Origin of the sequence: Variovorax flavidus, assembly GCF_030317145.1 — a bacterium.
Taxonomy (GTDB): Bacteria; Pseudomonadota; Gammaproteobacteria; order Burkholderiales; family Burkholderiaceae_C; genus Variovorax; species Variovorax flavidus.
This window is the reverse complement of record NZ_JASZYE010000007.1, coordinates 137,620-158,640: the sequence shown is the minus strand read 5'-3', so window position 1 is coordinate 158,640 and position 21,021 is coordinate 137,620. Positions and strand designations below refer to the sequence as shown.

Below are 21,021 nucleotides of genomic sequence, written 5' to 3'. Positions count from 1 at the left end.
CCGATCGTGACCATCCAGAACGTCCTCGTCGTGTGCCTCGGAAACATCTGCCGCAGTCCTATGGCCGAAGGTCTGCTGGCCGCGGCGTTGCCGGAGGCGCAGATCGGTTCCGCGGGCCTGGAGGCGTTGGTGGGGAACAAGGCGGATCCGATCGCGTGCGAGCTGATGGCCGAGCGCGGCGTCAGTCTTGAGAGCCATCGTGCACGCCAGATCAGCCTCGACATGTGCCAGCGGGCCGATCTCATCCTGGTGATGGACCGTGAGCAGCGGCGTACCGTCGAGCAGCGCTACCTCTTTGCCGCCGGCAAGGTGTTTCGCCTGTGCGAGTTCAGCGATCAGGACGTGCCGGATCCCTATCGTGCGGGCCGTCCGGCCTTCAGCCAGTCTCTTTCGCTCATAGAAGACGGTGCCCAGGAATGGGTCAAACGCATTTCAAGAGTATCCAGTCGATGACCTCCACCCTCACACCACCCAAAGCCAGTCCCAGTTCGTTCGGCACGACGGACGAGGAGGATCTCAACCTCGGGCACTACCTCGAGGTGCTGACGGCGAACAAGTGGTTGATTGCTGCCGTCGCCCTTGTCGTGTTCGCGATCGGGGTCGCCTATGCGTTCCTGGAGCGGCCGATCTACGAGGGGAATCTCGTCATCCAGGTCGAGGACCCGGACTCCAGCAACAAGGGCATCCTGAGCGAAGCCGGCGGCCTGTTCGACGTCAAGACGCCCGCGAGCGCGGAGATCGAGATTCTTCGTTCGCGCATGATCGCCGGCCAGGCGGTGGAGGCGACCAAGCTCTACATCGCGGCCAGCCCGCGCTACATCCCCTACATCGGCGGCTGGATGGCACGGCGCGCGACGGGCCTGTCGGATCCGGGCTTCCTGTGGCTGGACGGTTATGTGTCGGGCACCGAGCAGATCGTGGTGTCCGAATTCAACGTGCCTTCGCAGATGGAGGGCTCGCTCTTCGTCGTGACCGCCAAGGAAGGCGGCCAGTACACGCTCTCGTCCCCGCGCCTGCCCGAGCCGCTGACCGGGACGGTCGGCACGATGATGAAGGCGAACGTCGGCAAGGGAAGCATCGAGCTGCTGGTGAGCGAACTCGCAGGCAAGCCGGGCGCGCAATTCAACCTCGTGCGCTCCGCCAAGCTGCCGACCACCATTGCCCTGCAGACCAGCCTCAACCTCGTCGAGCGCGGCAAGGCGTCCGGCATCATCAACGTGTCGCTGCAGGACGGCGACCCCTACAAGCTCACGCGCGTGCTGAACGCGGTCGGCGAGCAATACGTCAAGCAGAACATCGAACGCAAGGCGGCGGAGGCACAGAAGACGCTGGCGTTCCTCGACGTCCAGCTGCCCCAGTTCAAGAGCCAGTTGGAGGCTTCGGAGGAGGCCTACAACCGCTTCCGCATGCAGAAGGGCACCGTGACCATCGGCGAGGAAGCCACGCTGATCCTGGGCCAGGCGGTCGATCGCCAGACGAAGCTGCTCGACGCCCAGCAGCGTCGTCGTGAACTGGAAAGCCGGTTCACCGCCAATCACCCCACCATCCAGACGCTGGACGCGCAGATCGGGGCGCTGAAGTCGGACATGGGCGAGATCCAGACGCGGATCAAGGGCCTGCCCGCGCTCCAGCAGGAGGCGGTGCGCATGGAGCGCGACGTCAAGGTGAATACCGAGCTCTACCAGTCGCTGCTCAACAACGCACTGCAACTGCGGCTGGTGAAGGAAGGCAAGGTCGGCAACGTCCGCGTGCTGGACGAGGCGATCCTGCCGAACTATCCCGTGAAGCCGAACCGGAAGGTCATCATCGGTGCCGCGTTGGCCCTGGGGCTGTTCCTGGGCGTCGTGGCCGCCTTCCTGCGCAATGCGTTCGTCGAGCGGCGCCTGCGCGATCCGCACGAGGTCGAGGCCGAGAGCGGGCTGCCGGTCTTCTCCACGATTCCCCTGAGTGCGGCACAGGACGCGATCTCCAAGCGGCGGCTCAGCGGCGCCACCGGCGTCAGGCTGCTGGCGATCGAGCATCCGGACGATCCGGCGGTGGAAAGCCTGCGGAGCCTGCGTACCGCGATGCAGTTCGCGATGCTGGAGTCGCCGAACAACCGCGTGCTGATCACCGGCCCCACGCCTGGCGTCGGCAAGAGCTTCGTGACGGCGAACTTCGCCGCGCTGATGGCGGCCGCCGGCCGGAAGACGCTGCTGATCGATGCCGACCTCCGGCGCGGGCACACCCACCAGTACTTCGGGCTGCAGCGCCATGGCGGGTTGTCGGAGTTGATCGCGGGCAGCTTGACGGTGCAGCAGACGGTTCACCGCCAGGTGGTCCCCAACCTGGATTTCCTGGCCACCGGCCAGCTGCCTCCGAACCCTGCCGAACTGCTGGTGTCCGACTCGTTCAAGTCGACACTGGACAAGCTGTCCGCGCAGTACGACCTCGTCGTCATCGACACGCCGCCCGTGCTGGTCGCTGCCGACACGAGCACGGTCGCGGCACATGCCGGCACGGTGCTGCTGGTGGCCCGCGCGGATCTGTCGACCATGGGCGAGCTGAAGGAATGCACACGACGGCTCGTGATGGGGGGCAAGACGGCCACTGGCGTGCTGCTCAATGCGATGAACGTCGGGCGTCGTGCGTACGCGGCCTACAAGTACGGCCGGTATCGCTACACCAACTACAACTACGAGAGCATCCTGCCGGAAGAGCAGTAGGTTCGCCCGAGGGCTTCGCGCACTTCGTGTCGCTTCGCTCGCCCCCTGCCGGGGGGAACACCGCGCGGCCCGGCAAAGCCGGTTCCGCGGTGTTTCAGGAAGGGGCCTGGCTGCGCCGGCCCGCGGGTTCCACCTGGATGCACGCTTGCAGGTCGCGTTCGAATTGCGCTAGCACGGCGTTGCGGTCGAAGCGTTCCTCGGCGTAGCTGCGGGCCCGGACTCCGAGGTCGCGGCGAAGGTCGGGTTGGGATGCCAGGGTCGTCACGGCATCGGCAAAGGCCCTGGCGTCATCGGGCGGGACGGCGATGCCGCATTGGGCCGTGACCTTGCCGAGTTCGGTTTCAGGGCGGGCCCCGGCGACGACGGGGCGACCGCTGCTCAGCATGCCGGTGAGCTTGGAGGGCATCACGAGGTCGGCGGCGTCGGCGCGTTGGGGCAGGAGATGAATGTCTGCAAGGCCGAGGAGGTCGCCGAGGCGATCGACGGGTTGCAGATCCAGGAAGCGCACGTTCGCGAGTCCCTCGCAGCGCTTCATCAGGTCGGCACGGCCGGCACCATTGCCGCAGAACACGAATTCGAGCTTCGGCTCGTCGCGGAGCATGAGTGCGGTCTCGGCGAGCAGTTCCAGGCCCTGCTTGGCGCCCATGTTGCCGGAATAGAGGGCCACCACGGCGTCCGAAGCGATGCCGAGTTCGGCGCGGTAGGGGCTGTCGGTGCGCAGCGGTTGGATGGCGGACACGTCGGCCCAGTTGGGCAGCGAGACGAGCCTTTCGTCCTCGGTGCCCTTGCTGCTGGCGCGTTCCAGCATGCGCAGGGAGATGGTCGAGATGCGGTCGAAGCGGCGCATCAGGCCGCGTTCGACGGACGCGACGAACGAACGCAGTCGCGCGCCTTTGAGCAGGCCGAGTTCAAAGGCCGCATCCACCTCGTAGTCCTGGATGTGCAGCCAAGCCTTGGCCGAGCGCAGGCGCGCGAAGGCGAGTGCGGCGGGAGAGCAGAACAGGGGCGGTTCGGTCACCCACACGACGTCGGGCTTCCAGTGCCATTGCGCGAGCAGGGCGGGAATGCTGGTCAGCGCGAAGCTGGCCAGATGGAGGAGACGCCGAACGCCCGTCACCTTGCGCGGCACCCACAGGGGCGTGCGGATCACGGTGGCGCCGTGCCACGTCTCGGTGGCGTAGCGCGAGGCGCTGTAGCCGGGCCAGACGGCCCAGTCCGGGTAGTAGGGAGGGGCGGTGACGACGCGAACCTCATGCCCCTGCGCGGCCAGCCAGGCAACCAACTCGCCCGTGTACTTGCCGATGCCGGTGAGTTCCGGCGAGAAATTGATTCCGTAGACAAGCAGCTTCATGGGGGCCTTCAGACTGCGTTGTGACGCTGGCTCGGCGCGCCCTGCGCACCTTGAAGCGGGCCGAAGCGCGAGGCCCCGGGAGAGTGGTCGCCGATGATCTGGACAAGCGTCTCGGCGACTTGCCCGACCTGGAAGCGATATTGAAAGCAGCGCAGCGCCGCGATTCGCATGGCTGCCACTTCCGAGCGTGGCAGCGCGAGCCAGCGTTGCAGGGTGTCGACGGTCGCGTCGAGCGTGTCGCTGCCGACCAGGCCCGCGCCGTCCTCGGCGATTTCGCGCCAGATGTTGACCTTGTCGCTGATCAGGACCGGCTTGCCGCAGGCGAGCGCTTCCACCACGGCGATGCCGAAGTTCTCCTGGTGCGATGGCAGGCAGAACGCGTCGCTGGCGTAGAAGGCGCCCCATTTCATGTCGCCGGCCAGCATTCCCGTCCAGGTGATGCGCGATGCGATGCCCAACTGCTCTGCACGGTTCTTCAACTGCTGCACGAGGCTCTCCTCGCCAGGCCCGGCCATCACGAGCCGCAAGTCCGGGCTGTCGCCCAGCACGCGGGCAAAGGCCTCGACGAGCAGGTCCCCGCCCTTCTTTTCATGGACGCGACCGAGATAGAGCAGCAGGCGCTTGTCCTTCAACTCGGGGTAGGCCGCCAGGAACGTGGCCGTCAGTTCGCGTGCATTCGACGGCGGCGATGACGTGCCGTAGGAGCCCACGACTTCCCGCGCGCGGTAAAGCCAGAAGGATTGACGCGCCAGGACGCGCTCTTCCTCGCACGTGAAGATGACCGCTGCCGCGTCGCGCAGCACGCGGTATTCGCCCCAGGGCCAGTACAGCCATTTCTTCAGGTGCTTGAGCGGATAGCGCCGCTTGAACCAGGGGTCGAGCATCCCGTGCGTGTAGACGAAGTAGGGCGTGACGGACTGGCTCAGCGCCCGCCATGCCGCGAAGCCCGTGTACTGCCAGAGGCCGTTGACGATCACCGCGTCATAGCCGGACGCATGCTCGCGCAGCCAGGCGACGACGTTCGGGTTGTAGTGATAGCTGCTGGACGACGGCCCCAGCGCGTGAACCGGCGCCGGGCAGTCGCGCACGATCTGCTCCGCCGGATCGTCCAGCGACAGCAGTTCGCTCGTGTGGCCCAGGCCGGTGAGCGCCTCGTGGAGCCGCAGCACGCCTTCGATCGGACCGCCGCCACGAGGGTCGACCGATGTGATCAGGTGCAGGAGCTTCACGCTGGCGAACTGCGAGGAGGGAAGAAATCCATGTTCGGATGCCTGAAGACAAGCAATCCGAAGGCCAGCATGATGCCCAGCAGCCCGTGGGCCGTGAGCTGTCCGATTGCCGACCAGGTGAGCATGGCGAGCGACACGGTCATCCACAGCAGGATCGGATAGGGCGAGCGCAGCTTGTAGGCGAGGCGCAGGCTCTTGCTGACGCCCCAGACGATGACGAGCACCTTGAACGCGGTGAAGGCGTAGCCGATCAGACCGCCTTCCAGCAGGATGCGTCCCGCCTCGACCTCGGCGATCGTGAAGTATCCGCTGCCGGTGCGCACGTAGTTGGCCAGGTTGGAGCCCAGCCCCAGGCCGGCGCCGAGCCACGTGACGTCGTTGTAGACGAAGGGTTCGCCGATGAAGATGGTGATGATGCGCGTCCAGAAATCCTCGTCCGCCGAGGCCTGCTCGAATCGCTGTCCCGTGACTTCCAGGGCGCCGCTGAACGCGAAGAGAAGCACGCCCACCAGCGCCATGCCCAGCACGATCGCCACCGCGGCCCGCGCCTTGGCCTTGCCCTTCGCCAGCCAGAACCGGGCGGCGAAGTAGACCAGCAGCATGATGGCCGAATAGATGACGGCGGTGCGCGATCCGCTGACCACGCTGGCGATGACGAAGCCGCCGAAAGCCGACATCACGAACAGCATCTGGCCTTTCGTCCGCTTCCTGGCGCCCACCAGGGCGAAGACCAGGGGTGCGACCAGCGCGAGGAAGGTGGCGTAGCCGAGCGTGAAGCTGAAGGTTCCGGTCGTCCGCACCACGCCGGCCACGGCGACGAAAACACTGTCCTCGTCGCCATCGACCTGGCTGTTGATGCGCGCACCGGGCGGCGAAAGATGCTGCACGATCGCCAGCGGCGCCATCAGGAGCACCAGCCCGACCCCCACGAGGACGGCGGCCCGGTAGTCAGCCTCGTTCATGGCCGCGGCCGCGGCAACGCCGAACCAGATGTAGAGCAGCCAGAAGCGCAGGCCGATCAGAAGCACCGTTGGCGAACTCTCCCCCCCGACGAGCTGCAGCAGGCCCCAGGCCACGACCAGGCACGACCACGCCAGCAGTACCGATGTGACGCGCTTTTGCCGCCGCAGGGAGCCGTTGCTCCACGCATGGAAGATCAGGTAGATCGCCAGCAGGTCGCGCAACAGGATGAGCGGCAGCGTGGCCGACGACACCGCCCACTTCCGGACTGCGCCCTCCAGCACCACGATCAGGAAGACGCCGATGAACGCATAGCCGGCACGGCTCAGCGTGGTGCGCTGGCTCAACGCGTGCGGAAAGTGCGTTGCCGTGGTGCTCACTGCACGAACTCCTCCAGGAGCTGGCCCGCGCGCGCGCGGTAGTCCGTCCACGAGAAGGCCTGCCCCGACTGCATCGCGACGGGCCGCGCCGCCTGCAGCAGTTGGGGGTTCTGGATGAGATGGCGCACGGTGGCGTAGAGCGCCTCCGCATCGGGTTCGACGATCCAGCCGCTTCCCGGGTAGGCCTCGACCATGGCCTTGGCGCCCGTCTGCGTCGACACGATGGCCGGCGTGCCGCAGGCCATGGCTTCCGCGACGACCATGCCGAAGGAGTCCGAGCGGGAAGGCAGCAAGAGGCAGTCCGCCTGGGCCAGCACGGCGTACAGCTCCTTCTGCGGCGCGTTGGCCGTGTGGCGGGCGTTGGGCGTGGCCTGGACCGCGCTCAGCAGGCTCGGGTCGCCGATACCGCCCATGAACTCCAGGTCGTACGACAGGCCGTCGGCGTGGAGCCGCTGGAACGCGTCGACGATCAGGTCGACCGACTTGCGATGGCACAGCGTGCCCGCGAAGACGAAGCGCGGGCTCCCCTGGGGCGGCTGCCAGACAGGGATCTGGGGCGGCGGCTCCGCGCCCAGCAGCAAGGGCCGTAGCTTGTCCCGCGAGACGCCGTTCGACACGTAGCTTTCCGCGGCCAGCGGCGAGCAGGTGAGGATCAGGTCCGCCATCTGGACCTCTTCGTCCTTCCGCCGGTTGATCTCGGGCGTGTAGGGCGTGGCGTGGGCGCCGATCAGTTCGGCCGCGGCCTGATGGTGGAATGCCGCCGCATCCAGCACGCACCGCGCGCCGATCGCCTTGGCGGCCTTGAAGGTGTGATACGCCGCGTTTTCATAGGCCACCACGACCTTCGGCCTGAACTGCAGGATCTGCCGCGCGGCCCATGCGTCGAACCAATGGAAGATGCGGTGCGTCGTGTCGGAGCTGCTGCGGTTGTGGCTCATCGAACGCGCCACGCGCAATGCAACCTGGAAGCGCGCCGGATGCCGGCGCAGCCCCCTGGGGATGTCGACGTGGCGGAGCTTCTGCCGGAAGCTGCCCGGCAGCCACCAGGGAGGCGGCTCGCCCTGCGCGGTCACGGGCACGCCGGACCAGAAGGATTGAAGCAGCGACCTCTCGTGGAGGGCCAGGGCGAGCTGGTGCGAGTGCTGCAGCCCGGGATGGGTGACGAGGACGGATCTCATGGTCGTGGCCCCACGCCTGCTCCGCCCTGCAGCGGCGGCGTCGCCGCGGCGGGAATTTCCTTGTCGTGGCCGGTCCACGCCTCGTAGGCGGGCAGCAGCGAGACGGGGTCGTAGCAAAGATCGGGCGGCCGGGCGTTCAGGCGGATCGTTGCGGGATTGCCCGTGGCCACCGCCAGCGGGGGCACATCCTTGGCGACCACCGCGCCCGCGCCGACGACCGCGCCATAGCCGATCCTCACGCCGGGCAGGATCGTCGCGCCGACGGCGATCCATGCGTAGTCCTCGATGTGAATCGGCTTCTTGAAGAGGCGCCAGCCCGGGTCGCCCACGTGGTGGCTGGCGGTCAGGAGCGTGACGCGGTCGTTGATGACGACGCGCGACCCGATGGTGACGGTGTCGAGCACGACGATCTCCGCCGAGCCCGAGATGAAGGTGTGCTCGCCCACGCGCAGGTTGGAGGCCGGTCCCTTGAGATCGAAGCGGTCGAGGATCGACAGCGCGCCCACCTCGACGCCGCGCGCGCGAAAGTGGCGGCGATTCCTCAAGATCTTGAGCAGCGCGCGGAAGTTCAGGGCCCGCTTGGCCCACACAACCAGCCAGCGCCTAGACCCGAGTTCGGGGCGCTCGCGCGAGGTCCAGAGAAAGCGGATGTCGTTCACTTGCGGGCCTCGGTGATCAGCGTGCGAAGAGCCGTGACATGGGCATTCACGCAGTGTGGTTCATACCATTGGCGCGCCGCCAGTCCGACGGCGCGCGAATCGATGTCGGACGCTTCCAGCGCATCGAAGCCCGCCGCGTAATGCACGTTGGCCGTCAGGCCGTCGTGCGCCCCGTAGTCCTGCCACAGCAGGATGGGGCAGATGCCGTGCGCGCTGTATGCGGCGAAGACACCGCTCTTGGAGACGTAGTCCGTCGGATAGGACAAGGCGCCATAGGCCGCGCTGGACAGCGCACGGCTGACATCCTCCGCCGACAGCTTGCCGTGCGTGACGACGCGTTCCTGTGCGAGGCGCTGTGCCAGCACGCCATCCTGCATGGCAGGGCCGATGTCGTGGATCTCGAGACCCTTGCGCTTGGCGCACCGGAAGATCTCGCCGTCGGCCCATTGGTACACATTGGCCCGCACCCCGGAGCTGCCGAACACGACCAGCCGGGGTTCCCTGGGCCCATCGACGGCGGGCGGCTCCCCGACGTTGGAAAACACAGGCAGCACGCGGTGCGGCGCCGCCTGCGATTGATTCAGCAGCCAGCGGCCGGACTCCTCGCGGTTGGTCAGCCAGAAGTCGGAAAGAACGAGCAGTTGCCTGGCGATCCGCTTCTGATAGCCGTTGAGCCAGAAGGCCGAACCCAGCGGGGAACCTGCCGGCGCGAAGAGTTCGTGAAACACGATGCCGAAGGCCTTGAACTGGGTGCGCAGGCTGCGGATCTTCCTCACCAGCCACACTGGCACGCCGCGTTTCTGGAATCCGTAGCCGCTGAAATGCAGCAGCAGGAAGTCGCCGGAGAGCGTCGATGTGTCCGTCGTGGGCGTCAGCTCCAGCAGCGGCGTGTGGAGCGGGCCTCCGACTGTGGTCGCGTAGTCCCGCACGCCGCCGGTGCCCGGCGGAATGAGGGAAATGGAGGCTGCGTGCATGCTCGACATCACGACGGGGAGGGGCGCGCCCTCAAGCCACAAGTTCTTCGCTGCAGAAATCTTCGTACGCGAGCGCAATTCCCGCGCGCAGGGAAACCCTCGGCTTCCAGCCGAGCTCGCGGATGCAGGAGATATCGAGCAGCTTGCGCGGCGCGCCGTCCGGCTTGCTGGTGTCGAATTGGATCGCGCCGCGATAGCCCACCACGTCGCTCACCGTCTGCGCGAGTTCGGCGATCGACTGGTCTTCACCGCTGCCCACGTTGATGTGGCTGGCCATGACCTCCGTGTGGGCCGCGTAGGTGTCCCGCGGAAGATCCATGACGTGCACGCAGGCTCTGGCCATGTCGTCGACATAGAGGAACTCCCGTTTCGGGGAACCAGTGCCCCAGATGACGACGGAGGGGGCGTCGTTGAGCTTCGCCTCGTGAAAGCGACGGATCATCGCCGGCAGCACGTGGCTGTTCTCGGGGTGATAGTTGTCGCCCGGCCCATACAGGTTGGTGGGCATCACGCTGCGGTAGTCGCAGCCGTACTGGCGGTTGTAGCTCTCGCAGAGCTTGATGCCGGCGATCTTCGCAACGGCGTAGGGCTCGTTGGTGGGCTCCAGCTTGCCGGTCAGCAGCGCGTCCTCGGCCATCGGCTGCGGGGCCAGCCGCGGATAGATGCAGCTCGAACCCAGGAAAAGCAGCTTGCTCACGCCGGTGCGCCAGGATTCGTGGATCAGGTTCGCCTCGACCATCAGGTTCGAGTAGATGAACTCGGCCGGATAGCTGTTGTTGGCGTGGATGCCTCCGACCTTCGCGGCGGCCACGTAGACCTCCTGCGGCCGTTCCTCGGCAAAGAAGGCGCGCACCTGGGCCTGGTCGGTCAGGTCGAGCTCCGAATGGCTCCTGGACAGGATCTGGGTGTAGCCCTTCTCGGTCAGGCACCGCACGATCGCGCTCCCCACCATGCCGCGGTGCCCCGCCACGAAGATTCGCTTCTGAAACTCGTTCATTGAATTACCGCGTTGGGCAGAGGTTGATGGGGAGGCGGTCAGGCGATCTTTCTTTCGCCTGCGGGAGGTGCGTCGTCAAGGCGCACGATGTCGTCTTCGCCGAGGTAGCCGCCGGTCTGGACCTCGATCACTTCGAGGGTCGTCTTGCCGGCGTTCTCCAGCCGGTAGACCGCACCCACGGGGATGTAGATCGATTCGTTTTCCTTGACGAGCCGTTCCTTGTCGTCGCAGGTCACCTTGGCCGTTCCCTTGACGACGACCCAGTGTTCGGCGCGATGGTGGTGCATGCGCAGCGCCAGCCGTGCGCCGGGCTTGACTGTCAGGCGCTTGACGGCGAAACGCTCGCCGTCGTCGATGCTGTCGTAGGCGCCCCATGGCCTCGGGATGCGCCGGTGCCGCGTCGCCTGGCTGTGGCCATGCGTGGTGAGCAGGGCAACCACGTCCTTGACCTGTTCGGCGCATTCGCTGTGCACGACCAGGAGCGCGTCGGGGGTGTCGACCACCAGCAGGTCCTTGGTGCCCAGCGCCACGACCGGGCGGCCGGGTGCATGGATGAAGGTATTGCTGGCGTTCATCGCGAACCCGTGGCCGCTGATGCGGTTGCCGCTGGCATCCGTGTCGTGCAGGTCGGCGACGGCATTCCAGCTGCCCACGTCGCTCCAACGGCCCTGGAACGGAATGACCGCGACGCGCGCGCATTTTTCGAGCACCGCGTAGTCGATGCTCTGGCTGCGGCAGCGACCGAAGGCCGCGCTGTCCATGCGCAGGAAATCGCCGTCGACGTCGACCGTCGCCGTCGCGAGCTTGCAGGCGTCGAGGATGTCGCTCGCATGCTCCTGGAGCGCCGCGATCAGCACCTTGGCTTGCACCAGCAGGATCCCCGCATTCCAGAGGTTTCCGCCTTCCAGCAGCAGTTGTTCGGCGCGGGCCGCCAGCGGCTTTTCGATGAAGGCCGCGACCGAGTGGCCCGCGTCGTCGCCCAGCGCGGCATCCAGCTTGTCGCCCTGGCGGATGTAGCCGTAGGCGGTGCTGGGGAACGTGGGCTCGACGCCGAATGTCACGAGGTAGCCCGCCAGCGCCGCAGGGATGCCCTTGAGGATCGTGGCGACGAAGCGCTCCGAATCCGGAATGTGGTGGTCGGCCGGTGCGAAGAGCAGCAGGCGATCGGGGTCGGCCAGCAGCGCGGTCGCGGCCATGGCAGCGGCCGTGTTGCGCGCCACCGGCTCCAGCAGTTGCTTGCCGCTCACCTGGGCTGCGTCGATGCCTTCCTGGACGAGGAAGCGATGTTCTTCAGCCGCCACGCACGTCACTTCGGTGTTGAGCTGACGGAGCCGTTCGAGCGTGAGCAGGAGCAGGCTCTTGTTGCCGACCAGCGGAACGAATTGCTTGGGCAGGGTCTTGCGCGACAGCGGCCACAGTCGCGTACCGCTGCCTCCGCACAGGACGACTGGCTGAATCTGTGTCATCGAGAACCCTCTCCCGTCGTCACGGCGCGAACCGTCCTCACCAGAATCTTGACGTCCAGCCAGAGCGACCAGTTGCTCACGTATTCCACATCAAGCTCGACGCGGCGCGCGTAGGACAGGCGGTTGCGCCCGCTGACCTGCCACAGCCCCGTGATGCCGGGACGCATGGCGCAGTAGTGCTCCCAGCCCTTGCCGTAGAGGCTGCGCTGGCGCTCCATGCAGGGGCGGGGGCCGACGATGCTCATGTCGCCCTTCAGCACATTCCAGAACTGGGGGAGTTCGTCGAGACTGAGCTTGCGGATGAACTGGCCGATCGGTGTAATCCGCGGGTCCTTTTCCAGCTTCTGGAAGGTGTCCCATTCGGTGCGCGCCATGTCGTTGCGGCTCAGGAACTCGTCCAGCACGTCCTCGGAATTGCGGACCATCGACCGGAACTTGTAAAAGCGGAACCGTTGGCCGCGTTCTCCGAGGCGGTTTTGCCAGAAGTGGACGGGCCGCCCCATGCTGACTGCGACACCCAGCGCGACCAACAGATAGAGGGGGCCGAAGACGGCGAAGAAGACCAGCGCGCCCACGATGTCGAAGGTCCTCTTGGCGACCCGTTCGAAGAGGTTGAGCTTGCGCGGCAGCGCATAGACAGGGGGCGAGGAGGGGCCACCACCATCCGGGGGAAAGCGTCGGACCACGTTGCCACTTGCGGTCGAGTCTGAACGAAACATTTGAAAATCCCCCGTAACGGGTGCTGCCTCAATCAAGGAGCGCGGCAGTGTAACGCTTTACTACTATTAGCAAGAATTTGAACATATGCTGCGGCCGCTGTGATGTCAACAAAAGCCGTACATCGTCCGCCAAACGGCCTAGGTCTTTCTCCTCTGTAAGGAAGCGCCTCGACCCTCATTGATGCAGCGCAACATTCTCATCAAAAGTGTAGTCCTTTTGTATGACAACATGTTAACGTGAAACGCATTCAGGGTGTTGTTTACATACGCCGTTTGGCGATATGTCACGAAGTGACGGGTAGTTTCGACGGGTAGTTCCACGCGGCATCTTCCCGCCGGCAGACAGCGGGCCGAAGTAGGCCATTGGTGCACATACGTGAAGGAAGGGACCCGCTGGCGCTGGCGGAGGCCCTCAAAGACGGCGCGGCAAACCGGGTGCCGCGCGGCAGAACTCGAGCGTTCGCGCGAGGCCTGCCTTCAAATCAAACTGGAAAACAGAAAAGGGGAGGCGGAAATGCCTCCCCTCGAACCTCAGTGACGGGCGCTTGCGTCCTGTCCGGGCTGCTGCTCGAACGGCAGCACCATCGACCCGAGGTCACGGCGGGTTTCGACCAGGACCAGAGGACCTTCGTCGATCACGATCGCGGGCGGGCGCTCGCGGGGCACGTGTACCGGCTTGGGTTCGGCCGCGATGGCCGCGCGAACCTGCGCCACGCGTTCGGCGTCCGAATTGACCCAATGCAGGCCAGAGCCTTCGGCCACCTGGGCGAGTTCGTCCAGCGGCAGTTCGAAAGGCTGAACCTTCGGAAGTGCACGCGAGGACGGAGCAGCTTTCGCCTCCACGACGATGGGTGCCGCCACGGGGGCTGCGACTCGTTCCGGGCGAGCCACGACTGGCGAAGGTGCCTCGACCTGAACTGCGTCGTCCGCCAGGGCGGTGACGGGCGCAGCCGGAGCAGGCTGGTTCACATCAGCTTCTTCGCGGGGGGCGCGCTCGCGGCGATCACGGCCGTAGCGATCGCGCGAACGGCCGCGGCGCTCTTCGCCTTCGCGGCGCGGCGCGGCATCGGGGCCTTGGCCTTCCGCGGTCGCGCCGGCATCGGTGGATGCGCTCGCATCGATCGTCTGGGGTTCCACGGACGCCTCGTCGGACCGCGGGGCGCCTTCGCTGCGACGCTCGCGGCGGCCTTCGGTGCGTTCGCCACGGGGGGCGCGCTCTTCGCGACCGTTACGCTGGCCGCGCTCGGCCGGGGCGTCGCCTTGCGATGCCTCGACGTTCGTCTCGCGGGCGGTGTCGCCACTGCGTTCGCGTTGTGCGTCGGCGTTGCGCTCGCCACGTTCACCGCGGTCACCGCGTTCGCCGCGGTCACCACGTTCCCGACGGTCGCCGCGACCGCGCGGTGCGCGCTCCGAAGGCGTCGTCGATTCGTCGCCGGCGTTCGGGGCGATCGCCTGTGCGTCGAGTTGAACGTCTGTCGCTTCCGCCGGCAACTGGCGCGCTTCGCCGTCACGGCGCTCGCCACGTCCGCGGCGTTCGCCATCGCGTGGCGGGCGGGCTTCACGCGGCTCGCGTGGTTCCCGCACCTGGCTGTCGTTGCGTGCTTCACTGCGGGCTTCGCGTCCCTCGCGGCGCTCGCCCTCGCGACGTTCGCCGGAGCGACCGCCGCGACGATCGCCGTCCCGGCCACCACGTCCTTCTCCGCGTCCTTCGCCACGTCCGCCGCGGCGCTGTTCGCCTTCGCGAGCGGTGCGCGGGGCGTCGCCGTCACGGCCGCCACGGCCTTCGCGGCGCGGCTTCGGTGCTTCGACGGGAATGGCGGGAGCCGGCGCCGGTGCCGGCTCTGAGCCGAACAAGCGCTTGATCCAGCCGAAGAAGCCGGTCTCGGCGGACTTGGCCACCGCAGGGGCGGCAGAAACGTTCGGCGCTGCCGACGCTGCCACAGGCGCGCGGGCCGCTTCGGGCTTCGGCACGGCGATCGGGGCCGGTGCATCGGGCAGCACGCCCTTGATCACCGGGGTCTGCTTGTTGGTCGGCTCCTGCGAGCGGCGCGTGACGGAGGTCGGATCCTCGATCTCGTCGGCCATCTTGTAGCTGGCCTCGATGTGGTCGAGCCGCGGATCGTCGTGCTTGAGGCGTTCCAGCTTGTAGTTGGGGGTTTCGAGCGTCTTGTTGGGCACCATCAGCACGGTCACGCGCTGCTTGAGCTCGATCTTGGCGATCTCGGGGCGCTTCTCGTTCAGCAGGAAGGAAGCCACTTCCACCGGCACCTGGACGTGCACGGCTGCCGTGTTGTCCTTCATCGACTCTTCCTGAATGATGCGCAGGATCTGCAGCGCGCTCGATTCGGTGTCGCGGATGTGGCCCGAGCCGCCGCAACGGGGGCAGGGGATCGACGAGCCCTCGCTCAGCGCGGGCTTCAGGCGCTGGCGGCTCATTTCCATGAGGCCGAACTTGCTGATCGAACCGAACTGGACGCGCGCACGGTCCTGGCGCAGCGCGTCGCGCAGGCGGCTTTCGACTTCGCGGCGGTTCTTCGACTCGTCCATGTCGATAAAGTCGATGACGATCAGGCCGCCCAGGTCGCGCAGGCGCATCTGGCGCGCGACTTCGTCGGCGGCTTCGAGGTTGGTGCGGGTCGCGGTTTCCTCGATGTCGCCGCCCTTGATGGCGCGCGCCGAGTTCACGTCGACGGAGACCAGTGCTTCGGTGTGGTCGATGACGATGGCGCCGCCGCTGGGCAACTGCACCGTGCGGGCGTAGGCCGATTCGATCTGGTGCTCGATCTGGAAGCGGCTGAAAAGAGCCGCGTCGTCCCGGTAGCGCTTCACGCGGGCAGCATGTTCGGGCATCACGTGCGCCATGAACTGCTGCGCCTGGTCGTAGATGTCGTCGGTGTCGATCAGGATGTCACCGATGTCGTGATTGAAGTAGTCACGGATCGCGCGGATGACCAGCGAGGATTCCTGGTAGATCAGGAAGGCGCCCTTGCCGCCCTTGGCGGCGCCGTCGATGGCGGTCCAGAGCTTGAGCAGGTAGTTCAGGTCCCACTGCAGTTCGGGCGCGGAGCGGCCGATGCCGGCGGTGCGCGCGATGATGCTCATCCCCTTGGGGTATTCGAGCTGGTCCATCGCCTCCTTGAGTTCGGCCCGGTCGTCGCCCTCGATGCGCCGGCTGACGCCGCCGCCGCGCGGGTTGTTCGGCATCAGCACGACATAGCGGCCAGCCAGCGAGATGAAGGTGGTGAGGGCCGCGCCCTTGTTGCCACGCTCTTCCTTTTCGACCTGGACGACCAGTTCCTGGCCTTCCTTGATCGCGTCCTGGATCCGGGCCTGGCTGGCCGAGACGCCTTCCGCGAAGTACTGCTTGGAGATTTCCTTGAACGGCAGGAAGCCGTGGCGGTCTTCGCCGTAGTCGACGAAGCAGGCTTCCAGCGACGGCTCGACGCGCGTCACGACGGCCTTGTAGATGTTGCCCTTGCGCTGTTCGCGCCCTTCGATCTCGATTTCGTAGTCGAGGAGCTTTTGCCCGTCGACGATGGCCAGGCGGCGTTCTTCAGCCTGCGTGGCGTTGATCAGCATCCGCTTCATGATGCGTTGTCCTTCTATTTCTATCGTTCTACCGGTTCATGACGAACCTAACGATGCACGGACGACGTCGCGCGAAACGAAGGAATTGCCGCTGTGCCCTGGCTGCAGTGGCCGTCGCGCGAGCGCGGACGACCCATCGAGTATCAAGTCGATGGCAGTCGGGGTGGGGGCGCGTGGATGGGCGCGAGCCCGATGTGGTGCTGACTTGCTACATTTTTTATAGCTATTGGCGCCATCATGGCGCGTGCTACGGGCGGTTCAATGCCTGTTCTCGCTGGCGGCAGCCAGCGCAGGAGCAATTGAATCAGTAGCATCAGCACAAGGTACTCGCTTCGATCCGCCGGCAGCTTGTTGCCTGCCGGTTGGGGTATTCCGTGTCGGTGTTTCGTGGGCGTCGGCTTGACTTGGATGCAGTGCCCGCCGCCTTGCGCCTTTGCGCGTGGCTTGCGAGTCCGGCATCAAAGCGGCATCGACCTCACAGCGCTTCCAGTGGTGCTCTAAACTTCTGATTAATCAAGCACTTACAAGACCGCGCTGGTGAAAAACATTATAGGTGCGAAGCCAAGCCCCGCGGCAGCAGAAGTTCGCTTTCTGACGGTCGACGGGGAATCTGCTGGCCAACGACTGGACAATTTCCTGTTCCGGCATCTCAAGGGCGTGCCCAAGACCCATGTCTACCGGATCATCCGGTCGGGAGAGGTGCGCATCAACAAGGGGCGCGTCCAGGCCGAAACCCGTCTCGCCGAGGGCGACGTGCTGCGGCTGCCTCCCGTGCGGGTGTCGGCCCGGTCGGAAGAGGGCGCTTCCCCGCCCGCGCCGGCACGGGAGTTCCCCTTGCTATATGAGGATGACGCGCTTCTTGCCGTCAACAAGCCTGCCGGCGTCGCCGTCCATGGCGGGAGCGGCGTGAGCTTCGGCGTGATCGAGCAACTTCGGACGGCGCGGCCCGCGGCCCGCTTCCTGGAACTGGTGCACCGCCTGGACCGCGAAACCTCGGGCATCCTGCTGGTCGCCAAGAAGCGCAGCGCGCTGACGGCGTTGCAGGACCAGTTCCGCGAGCGGGAGACGGGCAAGACCTATCTCGCGCTGGTAGAGGGCAACTGGCCTGCCAACCGGAAGGTGCTCGATGCGCCACTTGCCAAATACCTGCTGCCGGGCCAGGCGGGCGCCGCCGAGGGCGAGCGCAGGGTGCGCGTCGTCGCCAAGGACCATCCGGATGCCATGCGCGCCGTCACGCTGGTCAAGGTGCTGGCCCGGTTCGCGCTGCCCGGCGACGCCGCTTCGTTCTCGTTGCTGGCGGTCACCATCAAGACCGGCCGCACCCACCAGATTCGCGTGCACCTCGCGTCCGCCGGCCATGCGATCGCCGGCGACGACAAGTACGGCGACTTCGAACGCAACCGCGCGCTCCAGAAAGTCGGCCTCAAACGCATGTTCCTGCACGCCTGGCGCCTGCAGTTCACCCATCCTGCGAGCGCAGAGCGCATGGCGCTTCAGGCGGACCTGCCGCCGGAGTTGCATGCCTTGATGCCTCCCGCCGCGCTCGAGGCGCTCGCTGTCCATCCTTCCTCGACCCCCCCATGACTGATATGCCTGCCCGCCGTTTCGACCTGATCGCCTTCGATTGGGACGGGACCCTCTATGACTCCACGCGCCTCATCGTGCGCTGCATCCAGGCCGCCGTGGTCGACGTCGGCGGCGCGAAACCCAGCGAGAACGACGCCGCATGGGTCATCGGCCTTGGCCTGGCCGAGGCGCTCGCCCGCGCCGCGCCCGACGTGCCCAGGGAAAAGTACGCCGAACTCGGTGCGCGCTACCGCTATCACTATCTCCAGCACCAGGATGACCTCGTGCTGTTCGACGGCGTCCTCCCGATGCTCGATGCGCTTCGGGAGCGGGGCCACAAGCTCGCGGTCGCCACCGGCAAATCACGCCGCGGCCTGAACGAAGCGCTGGCCACCGTCGCCCTGCGCGACCGTTTCGACGCTTCCCGCACGGCGGATGAAACCTTCGGCAAGCCGCACCCGCGCATGCTGCTGGAACTGATGGACGAACTCGACGTGCCGGCGGATCGGACGCTGATGATCGGCGACACCACGCACGATCTTCAGCTTGCCATCAACGCCGGCTGCGCGAGCGTGGGCGTGTCCTACGGCGCCCATGAACCCGACAGCTTCGATGCGCTGGCGCCGCTGCATGTGGCGCATTCGGTTTCCGGACTGACGGAGTGGCTTCTGGCGAACGCATGAAAATCTGCCCATGAGCGACTGCATTCCTCTTTGCAACGCCTCCGACCTGGTCGAAGGCGGCCAAGCCGTGCCATTCGATGTCGTGCACGGCGGCGAGACTTGCCGGGCGTTTGCCGTTCGCTTCGAGGGCGTGCCGCATGCCTATCTCAACCGTTGCAGCCACGTGGCGATGGAACTGGACTTCCAGCCCGATCGCTTCTTCGACGACAGTGGCCAATGGCTCCTGTGCGCCACGCATGGCGCGGTCTACAAACCGGACACCGGCGAATGCGCGGGCGGGCCGTGCCGCGGCGGGCTGGTGAAGATCGCGCTCAGCGAGCGTGACGGCGTGGTGCACTGGCATACTGCCTGGAACCTCCAACCCCTCGCCTTCTGAGATGACCGATTCCAACCGCACGGAGCCCCAGGGTTTCGAGCCCTTCGAGCGCGCCGCGCCACTTTCTTCCGCGCAAGGCGGACCCCAAAGCATGTCCAAGAACGATCCGACGCAGCAGTCCGGCTGGGAGCGCGCAACCCTGGAAAAACTGGCCTTCGCTTCCCTGCGCGAACAAAGGGCCACGCGACGCTGGAAGACCTTCGTGCGCCTGAGCTGGCTCGCCTTTTTCATCTTCCTCGCATGGTTCGCCTTGTCGCGCGGAACGCCTGCGACGGCCAAGGCCACGGCCCACACCGCCGTGATCGAGATCAAGGGCGAAATCGCCAGCGGCGCGGACGCGAGTGCCGAGTTCGTGGTCGCCGCGATGAAGACCGCGTTCGAGGACGAGGGCGCCAAGGGAGTCGTGCTGCTGATCAATTCGCCGGGCGGCAGCCCCGTGCAGGCCGGCATCATCAATGACGAGATCAAGCGCCTGCGGGCCAAGTACAACAAGCCCGTCTACGCGGTGGTCGAGGAAACCTGCGCGTCCGCCGCGTATTACATCGCCGCGGCCACCGACAAGGTTTTCGTCGACAAGGCCAGCATCGTCGGAAGCATCGGGGTCCTGATGGACGGCTTCGGCTTCACGGGGCTCATGGACAAGGTCGGCGTGGAGCGCCGGCTCCTGACGGCCGGCGAAAACAAGGGTTTCCTGGATCCGTTCAGCCCCATGAGCGATGCCCAGCGCGCCCATGCGCAGCAGATGCTCGACCTGATCCACACGCAGTTCATCGACGTGGTCAAGGCCGGCCGTGGCGATCGGCTGAAGACCAGCACGCCGGGCCTCTTCAGCGGCCTGTTCTGGAGCGGCCAGCAGGCGGTCGAACTGGGCCTGGCCGACCAACTCGGCAATGTCGACTTCGTCGCGCGCGAAGTGATCAAGGCCGAGGAAGTCATCGACTACACGCGCCGCGACAACGTGGCCGAGAAGCTCGCCAAGAAATTCGGCGCCGCATTGGGCGACGCCTCCGTCCGCGCGATCCGCACCGCGCCCGCGCTGCGTTGATTCAGGCGACGTCGGCGTGGCGAGCCGACGCGGCGAGGGCTGCTGCGAACGCCACCACCACGTAGAGCGCCACGGTCAGTGAGCTGACCTGCGCCACGAAGCCGATCACCGGTGGTCCTGCCATGAAGCCCAGATAGGCCGCCGCCGACACCGCGGCGATGCCGCGCGCCGGTTCGACACCGGGCACGCGCGCAGACGCCGCGAAGAGGATGGGCACCACGTTGGCGAATCCGACCCCTACGCCTGCAAAACCGGCCAGTGCCAGCCACGGCATGTCGGTGAGCAACACCAGCGTCATGGATGCCGCGGCCAGCAACGCACTTCCGCGAAGCAGCACCGCTGGAGCGAAGCGGGCCCGCATCGCATCGCCTCCGAAGCGCGCCATCGCCATCGCCGCCGAGAAGCTGGCGTAGGCCAGGGCCGCCTGTTGCTGGGGGCTGCGCAGTTCCTGGTGGAGATAGAGCACGCTCCAGTCATAGATTGCGCCTTCGGCAATCAATCCGAGCGCGGCCAGCAGGCCGAGGACGGCCAGGGTGCCTCGCGGCAAGCGGAAGCCATGGTCGTCGCTGGCGAATGCCGTCGACTCCTTGGGCAGCATCCAGCGGGCGGATACGGCGATCGAAAGCGCCATCACCGTCGCAACCAGCATCAGGTGATGTTGCGGCGCCATTCCTGCCGCGATGGCCGCGCCGCCGGTCATGGCGCCGACCATCCCGCCCAGGCTGAACATGCCGTGCATGCCACTCATCAAGGGCTTCCCGCCGCGGAGTTCGAGTTGCGCCGCTTCCGTATTGATCGCCACGTCGAAAACGCTCGTCACGATGCCGAACACCGCGAGCAGGCCGAGCAGCGCGGCGTAGGCCGGCATGATCAGCAGGCCGGCGAGCAACAGCGCATAGGTCGCGCCGCAGACGCCGGCCGTGGACCGGGCGCCGTGACGGCCGATCCAGCGGCTTGCCTGGGTCAGGCCCAGCAGGGCGCCGACGCCTGCCGCGAGCATGGCGAGGCCGAGTTGGGCTTCGTTGACGCCGTAGTGGGCTTTCACGGTCGGGATGTGCACTCCCCATGTCGCGAAAACGAAGCCGGAGCCGAAGAACTGCATGCGCGAGGCCCAGCGCATGCGTGCGGGGAAATCCATCATCAGG

General features: G+C 66.5%; 17 protein-coding genes. 6 read left to right on the top strand and 11 right to left on the bottom strand.

Annotated features, from left to right (window positions below):
* Nucleotides 1-12 precede the first annotated feature (12 nt).
* Both QTH90_RS25745 and QTH90_RS25740 read left to right on the top strand, forming a co-directional pair.
* On the top strand, nt 13-453 hold the full coding sequence (locus QTH90_RS25745) for a low molecular weight protein-tyrosine-phosphatase (RefSeq protein ID WP_286667458.1): 441 nt from the start codon (nt 13-15) through the stop codon (nt 451-453).
* A complete protein-coding gene (locus QTH90_RS25740) occupies nt 450-2,705 on the top strand; it encodes a polysaccharide biosynthesis tyrosine autokinase (RefSeq protein ID WP_286667397.1) in 2,256 nt (751 codons plus the stop codon). The genes QTH90_RS25745 and QTH90_RS25740 overlap by 4 nt, the downstream gene beginning before the upstream one ends.
* 94 nt (nt 2,706-2,799) lie before the next feature.
* On the opposite strand, the gene QTH90_RS25735 is transcribed toward QTH90_RS25740, so the two are convergent.
* The 10 genes from QTH90_RS25735 to QTH90_RS25690 form a co-directional block, all read right to left on the bottom strand.
* Nucleotides 2,800-4,056, bottom strand: a complete 1,257-nt coding sequence (locus QTH90_RS25735; protein ID WP_286667396.1) for a glycosyltransferase WbuB — start codon at nt 4,054-4,056, stop codon at nt 2,800-2,802.
* An 8-nt stretch (nt 4,057-4,064) separates the two neighbouring features.
* Nucleotides 4,065-5,285, bottom strand: a complete 1,221-nt coding sequence (locus tag QTH90_RS25730) for a glycosyltransferase (protein WP_286667395.1) — start codon at nt 5,283-5,285, stop codon at nt 4,065-4,067.
* Nucleotides 5,282-6,625 carry an O-antigen ligase family protein gene (locus QTH90_RS25725; protein ID WP_286667394.1) on the bottom strand — a complete coding sequence of 448 codons (1,344 nt, stop codon included), beginning with the start codon at nt 6,623-6,625 and terminating at the stop codon, nt 5,282-5,284. The genes QTH90_RS25730 and QTH90_RS25725 overlap by 4 nt, the downstream gene beginning before the upstream one ends.
* On the bottom strand, nt 6,622-7,803 hold the full coding sequence (locus tag QTH90_RS25720; RefSeq protein ID WP_286667393.1) for a glycosyltransferase: 1,182 nt from the start codon (nt 7,801-7,803) through the stop codon (nt 6,622-6,624). Before QTH90_RS25720 ends, QTH90_RS25725 begins: the two co-directional genes overlap by 4 nt.
* Nucleotides 7,800-8,462 carry an LbetaH domain-containing protein gene (locus tag QTH90_RS25715; protein ID WP_286667392.1) on the bottom strand — a complete coding sequence of 221 codons (663 nt, stop codon included), beginning with the start codon at nt 8,460-8,462 and terminating at the stop codon, nt 7,800-7,802. The genes QTH90_RS25720 and QTH90_RS25715 overlap by 4 nt, the downstream gene beginning before the upstream one ends.
* Nucleotides 8,459-9,436 (bottom strand): hypothetical protein, encoded by a 978-nt coding sequence (locus QTH90_RS25710; RefSeq protein WP_286667391.1) that lies wholly within the window; start codon nt 9,434-9,436, stop codon nt 8,459-8,461. The genes QTH90_RS25715 and QTH90_RS25710 overlap by 4 nt, the downstream gene beginning before the upstream one ends.
* A gap of 31 nt (nt 9,437-9,467) precedes the next feature.
* Nucleotides 9,468-10,433: a GDP-L-fucose synthase gene (gene fcl, locus QTH90_RS25705; protein ID WP_286667390.1), complete on the bottom strand. Its 966-nt coding sequence runs from the start codon at nt 10,431-10,433 to the stop codon at nt 9,468-9,470.
* Between the two features lie 38 nt (nt 10,434-10,471).
* The gene (locus tag QTH90_RS25700; protein ID WP_286667389.1) at nt 10,472-11,899 is read right to left on the bottom strand and encodes a mannose-1-phosphate guanylyltransferase/mannose-6-phosphate isomerase; all 1,428 of its coding nucleotides are present in this window, start codon (nt 11,897-11,899) and stop codon (nt 10,472-10,474) included.
* Nucleotides 11,896-12,618 carry a sugar transferase gene (locus QTH90_RS25695; RefSeq protein WP_286667387.1) on the bottom strand — a complete coding sequence of 241 codons (723 nt, stop codon included), beginning with the start codon at nt 12,616-12,618 and terminating at the stop codon, nt 11,896-11,898. The genes QTH90_RS25700 and QTH90_RS25695 overlap by 4 nt, the downstream gene beginning before the upstream one ends.
* A 531-nt stretch (nt 12,619-13,149) precedes the next feature.
* Complete coding sequence (locus QTH90_RS25690) at nt 13,150-16,206, bottom strand: ribonuclease E/G (protein WP_286667386.1); 3,057 nt, start codon at nt 16,204-16,206, stop codon at nt 13,150-13,152.
* Nucleotides 16,207-16,743: 537 nt separating this feature from the next.
* On the opposite strand from QTH90_RS25690, the gene QTH90_RS25685 reads away from it, so the two are divergent.
* The 4 genes from QTH90_RS25685 to QTH90_RS25670 are packed head-to-tail and all read left to right on the top strand — an operon-like array spanning nt 16,744 to nt 19,876.
* Nucleotides 16,744-17,790, top strand: coding sequence for an RluA family pseudouridine synthase (locus tag QTH90_RS25685; protein WP_286667385.1), 1,047 nt, complete (start codon nt 16,744-16,746; stop codon nt 17,788-17,790).
* Entirely contained in the window at nt 17,787-18,455 is a 669-nt protein-coding gene (locus tag QTH90_RS25680; RefSeq protein WP_286667384.1) for an HAD-IA family hydrolase, read from the top strand. Before QTH90_RS25685 ends, QTH90_RS25680 begins: the two co-directional genes overlap by 4 nt.
* 10 nt (nt 18,456-18,465) lie before the next feature.
* Nucleotides 18,466-18,831 carry a Rieske (2Fe-2S) protein gene (locus QTH90_RS25675; RefSeq protein WP_286667383.1) on the top strand — a complete coding sequence of 122 codons (366 nt, stop codon included), beginning with the start codon at nt 18,466-18,468 and terminating at the stop codon, nt 18,829-18,831.
* Nucleotide 18,832: 1 nt separating this feature from the next.
* The gene (locus QTH90_RS25670) at nt 18,833-19,876 is read left to right on the top strand and encodes a S49 family peptidase (protein WP_286667382.1); all 1,044 of its coding nucleotides are present in this window, start codon (nt 18,833-18,835) and stop codon (nt 19,874-19,876) included.
* Between the two features lies 1 nt (nt 19,877).
* On the opposite strand, the gene QTH90_RS25665 is transcribed toward QTH90_RS25670, so the two are convergent.
* On the bottom strand, nt 19,878-21,014 hold the full coding sequence (locus QTH90_RS25665) for an MFS transporter (protein ID WP_286667381.1): 1,137 nt from the start codon (nt 21,012-21,014) through the stop codon (nt 19,878-19,880).
* Nucleotides 21,015-21,021: the final 7 nt, after the last annotated feature.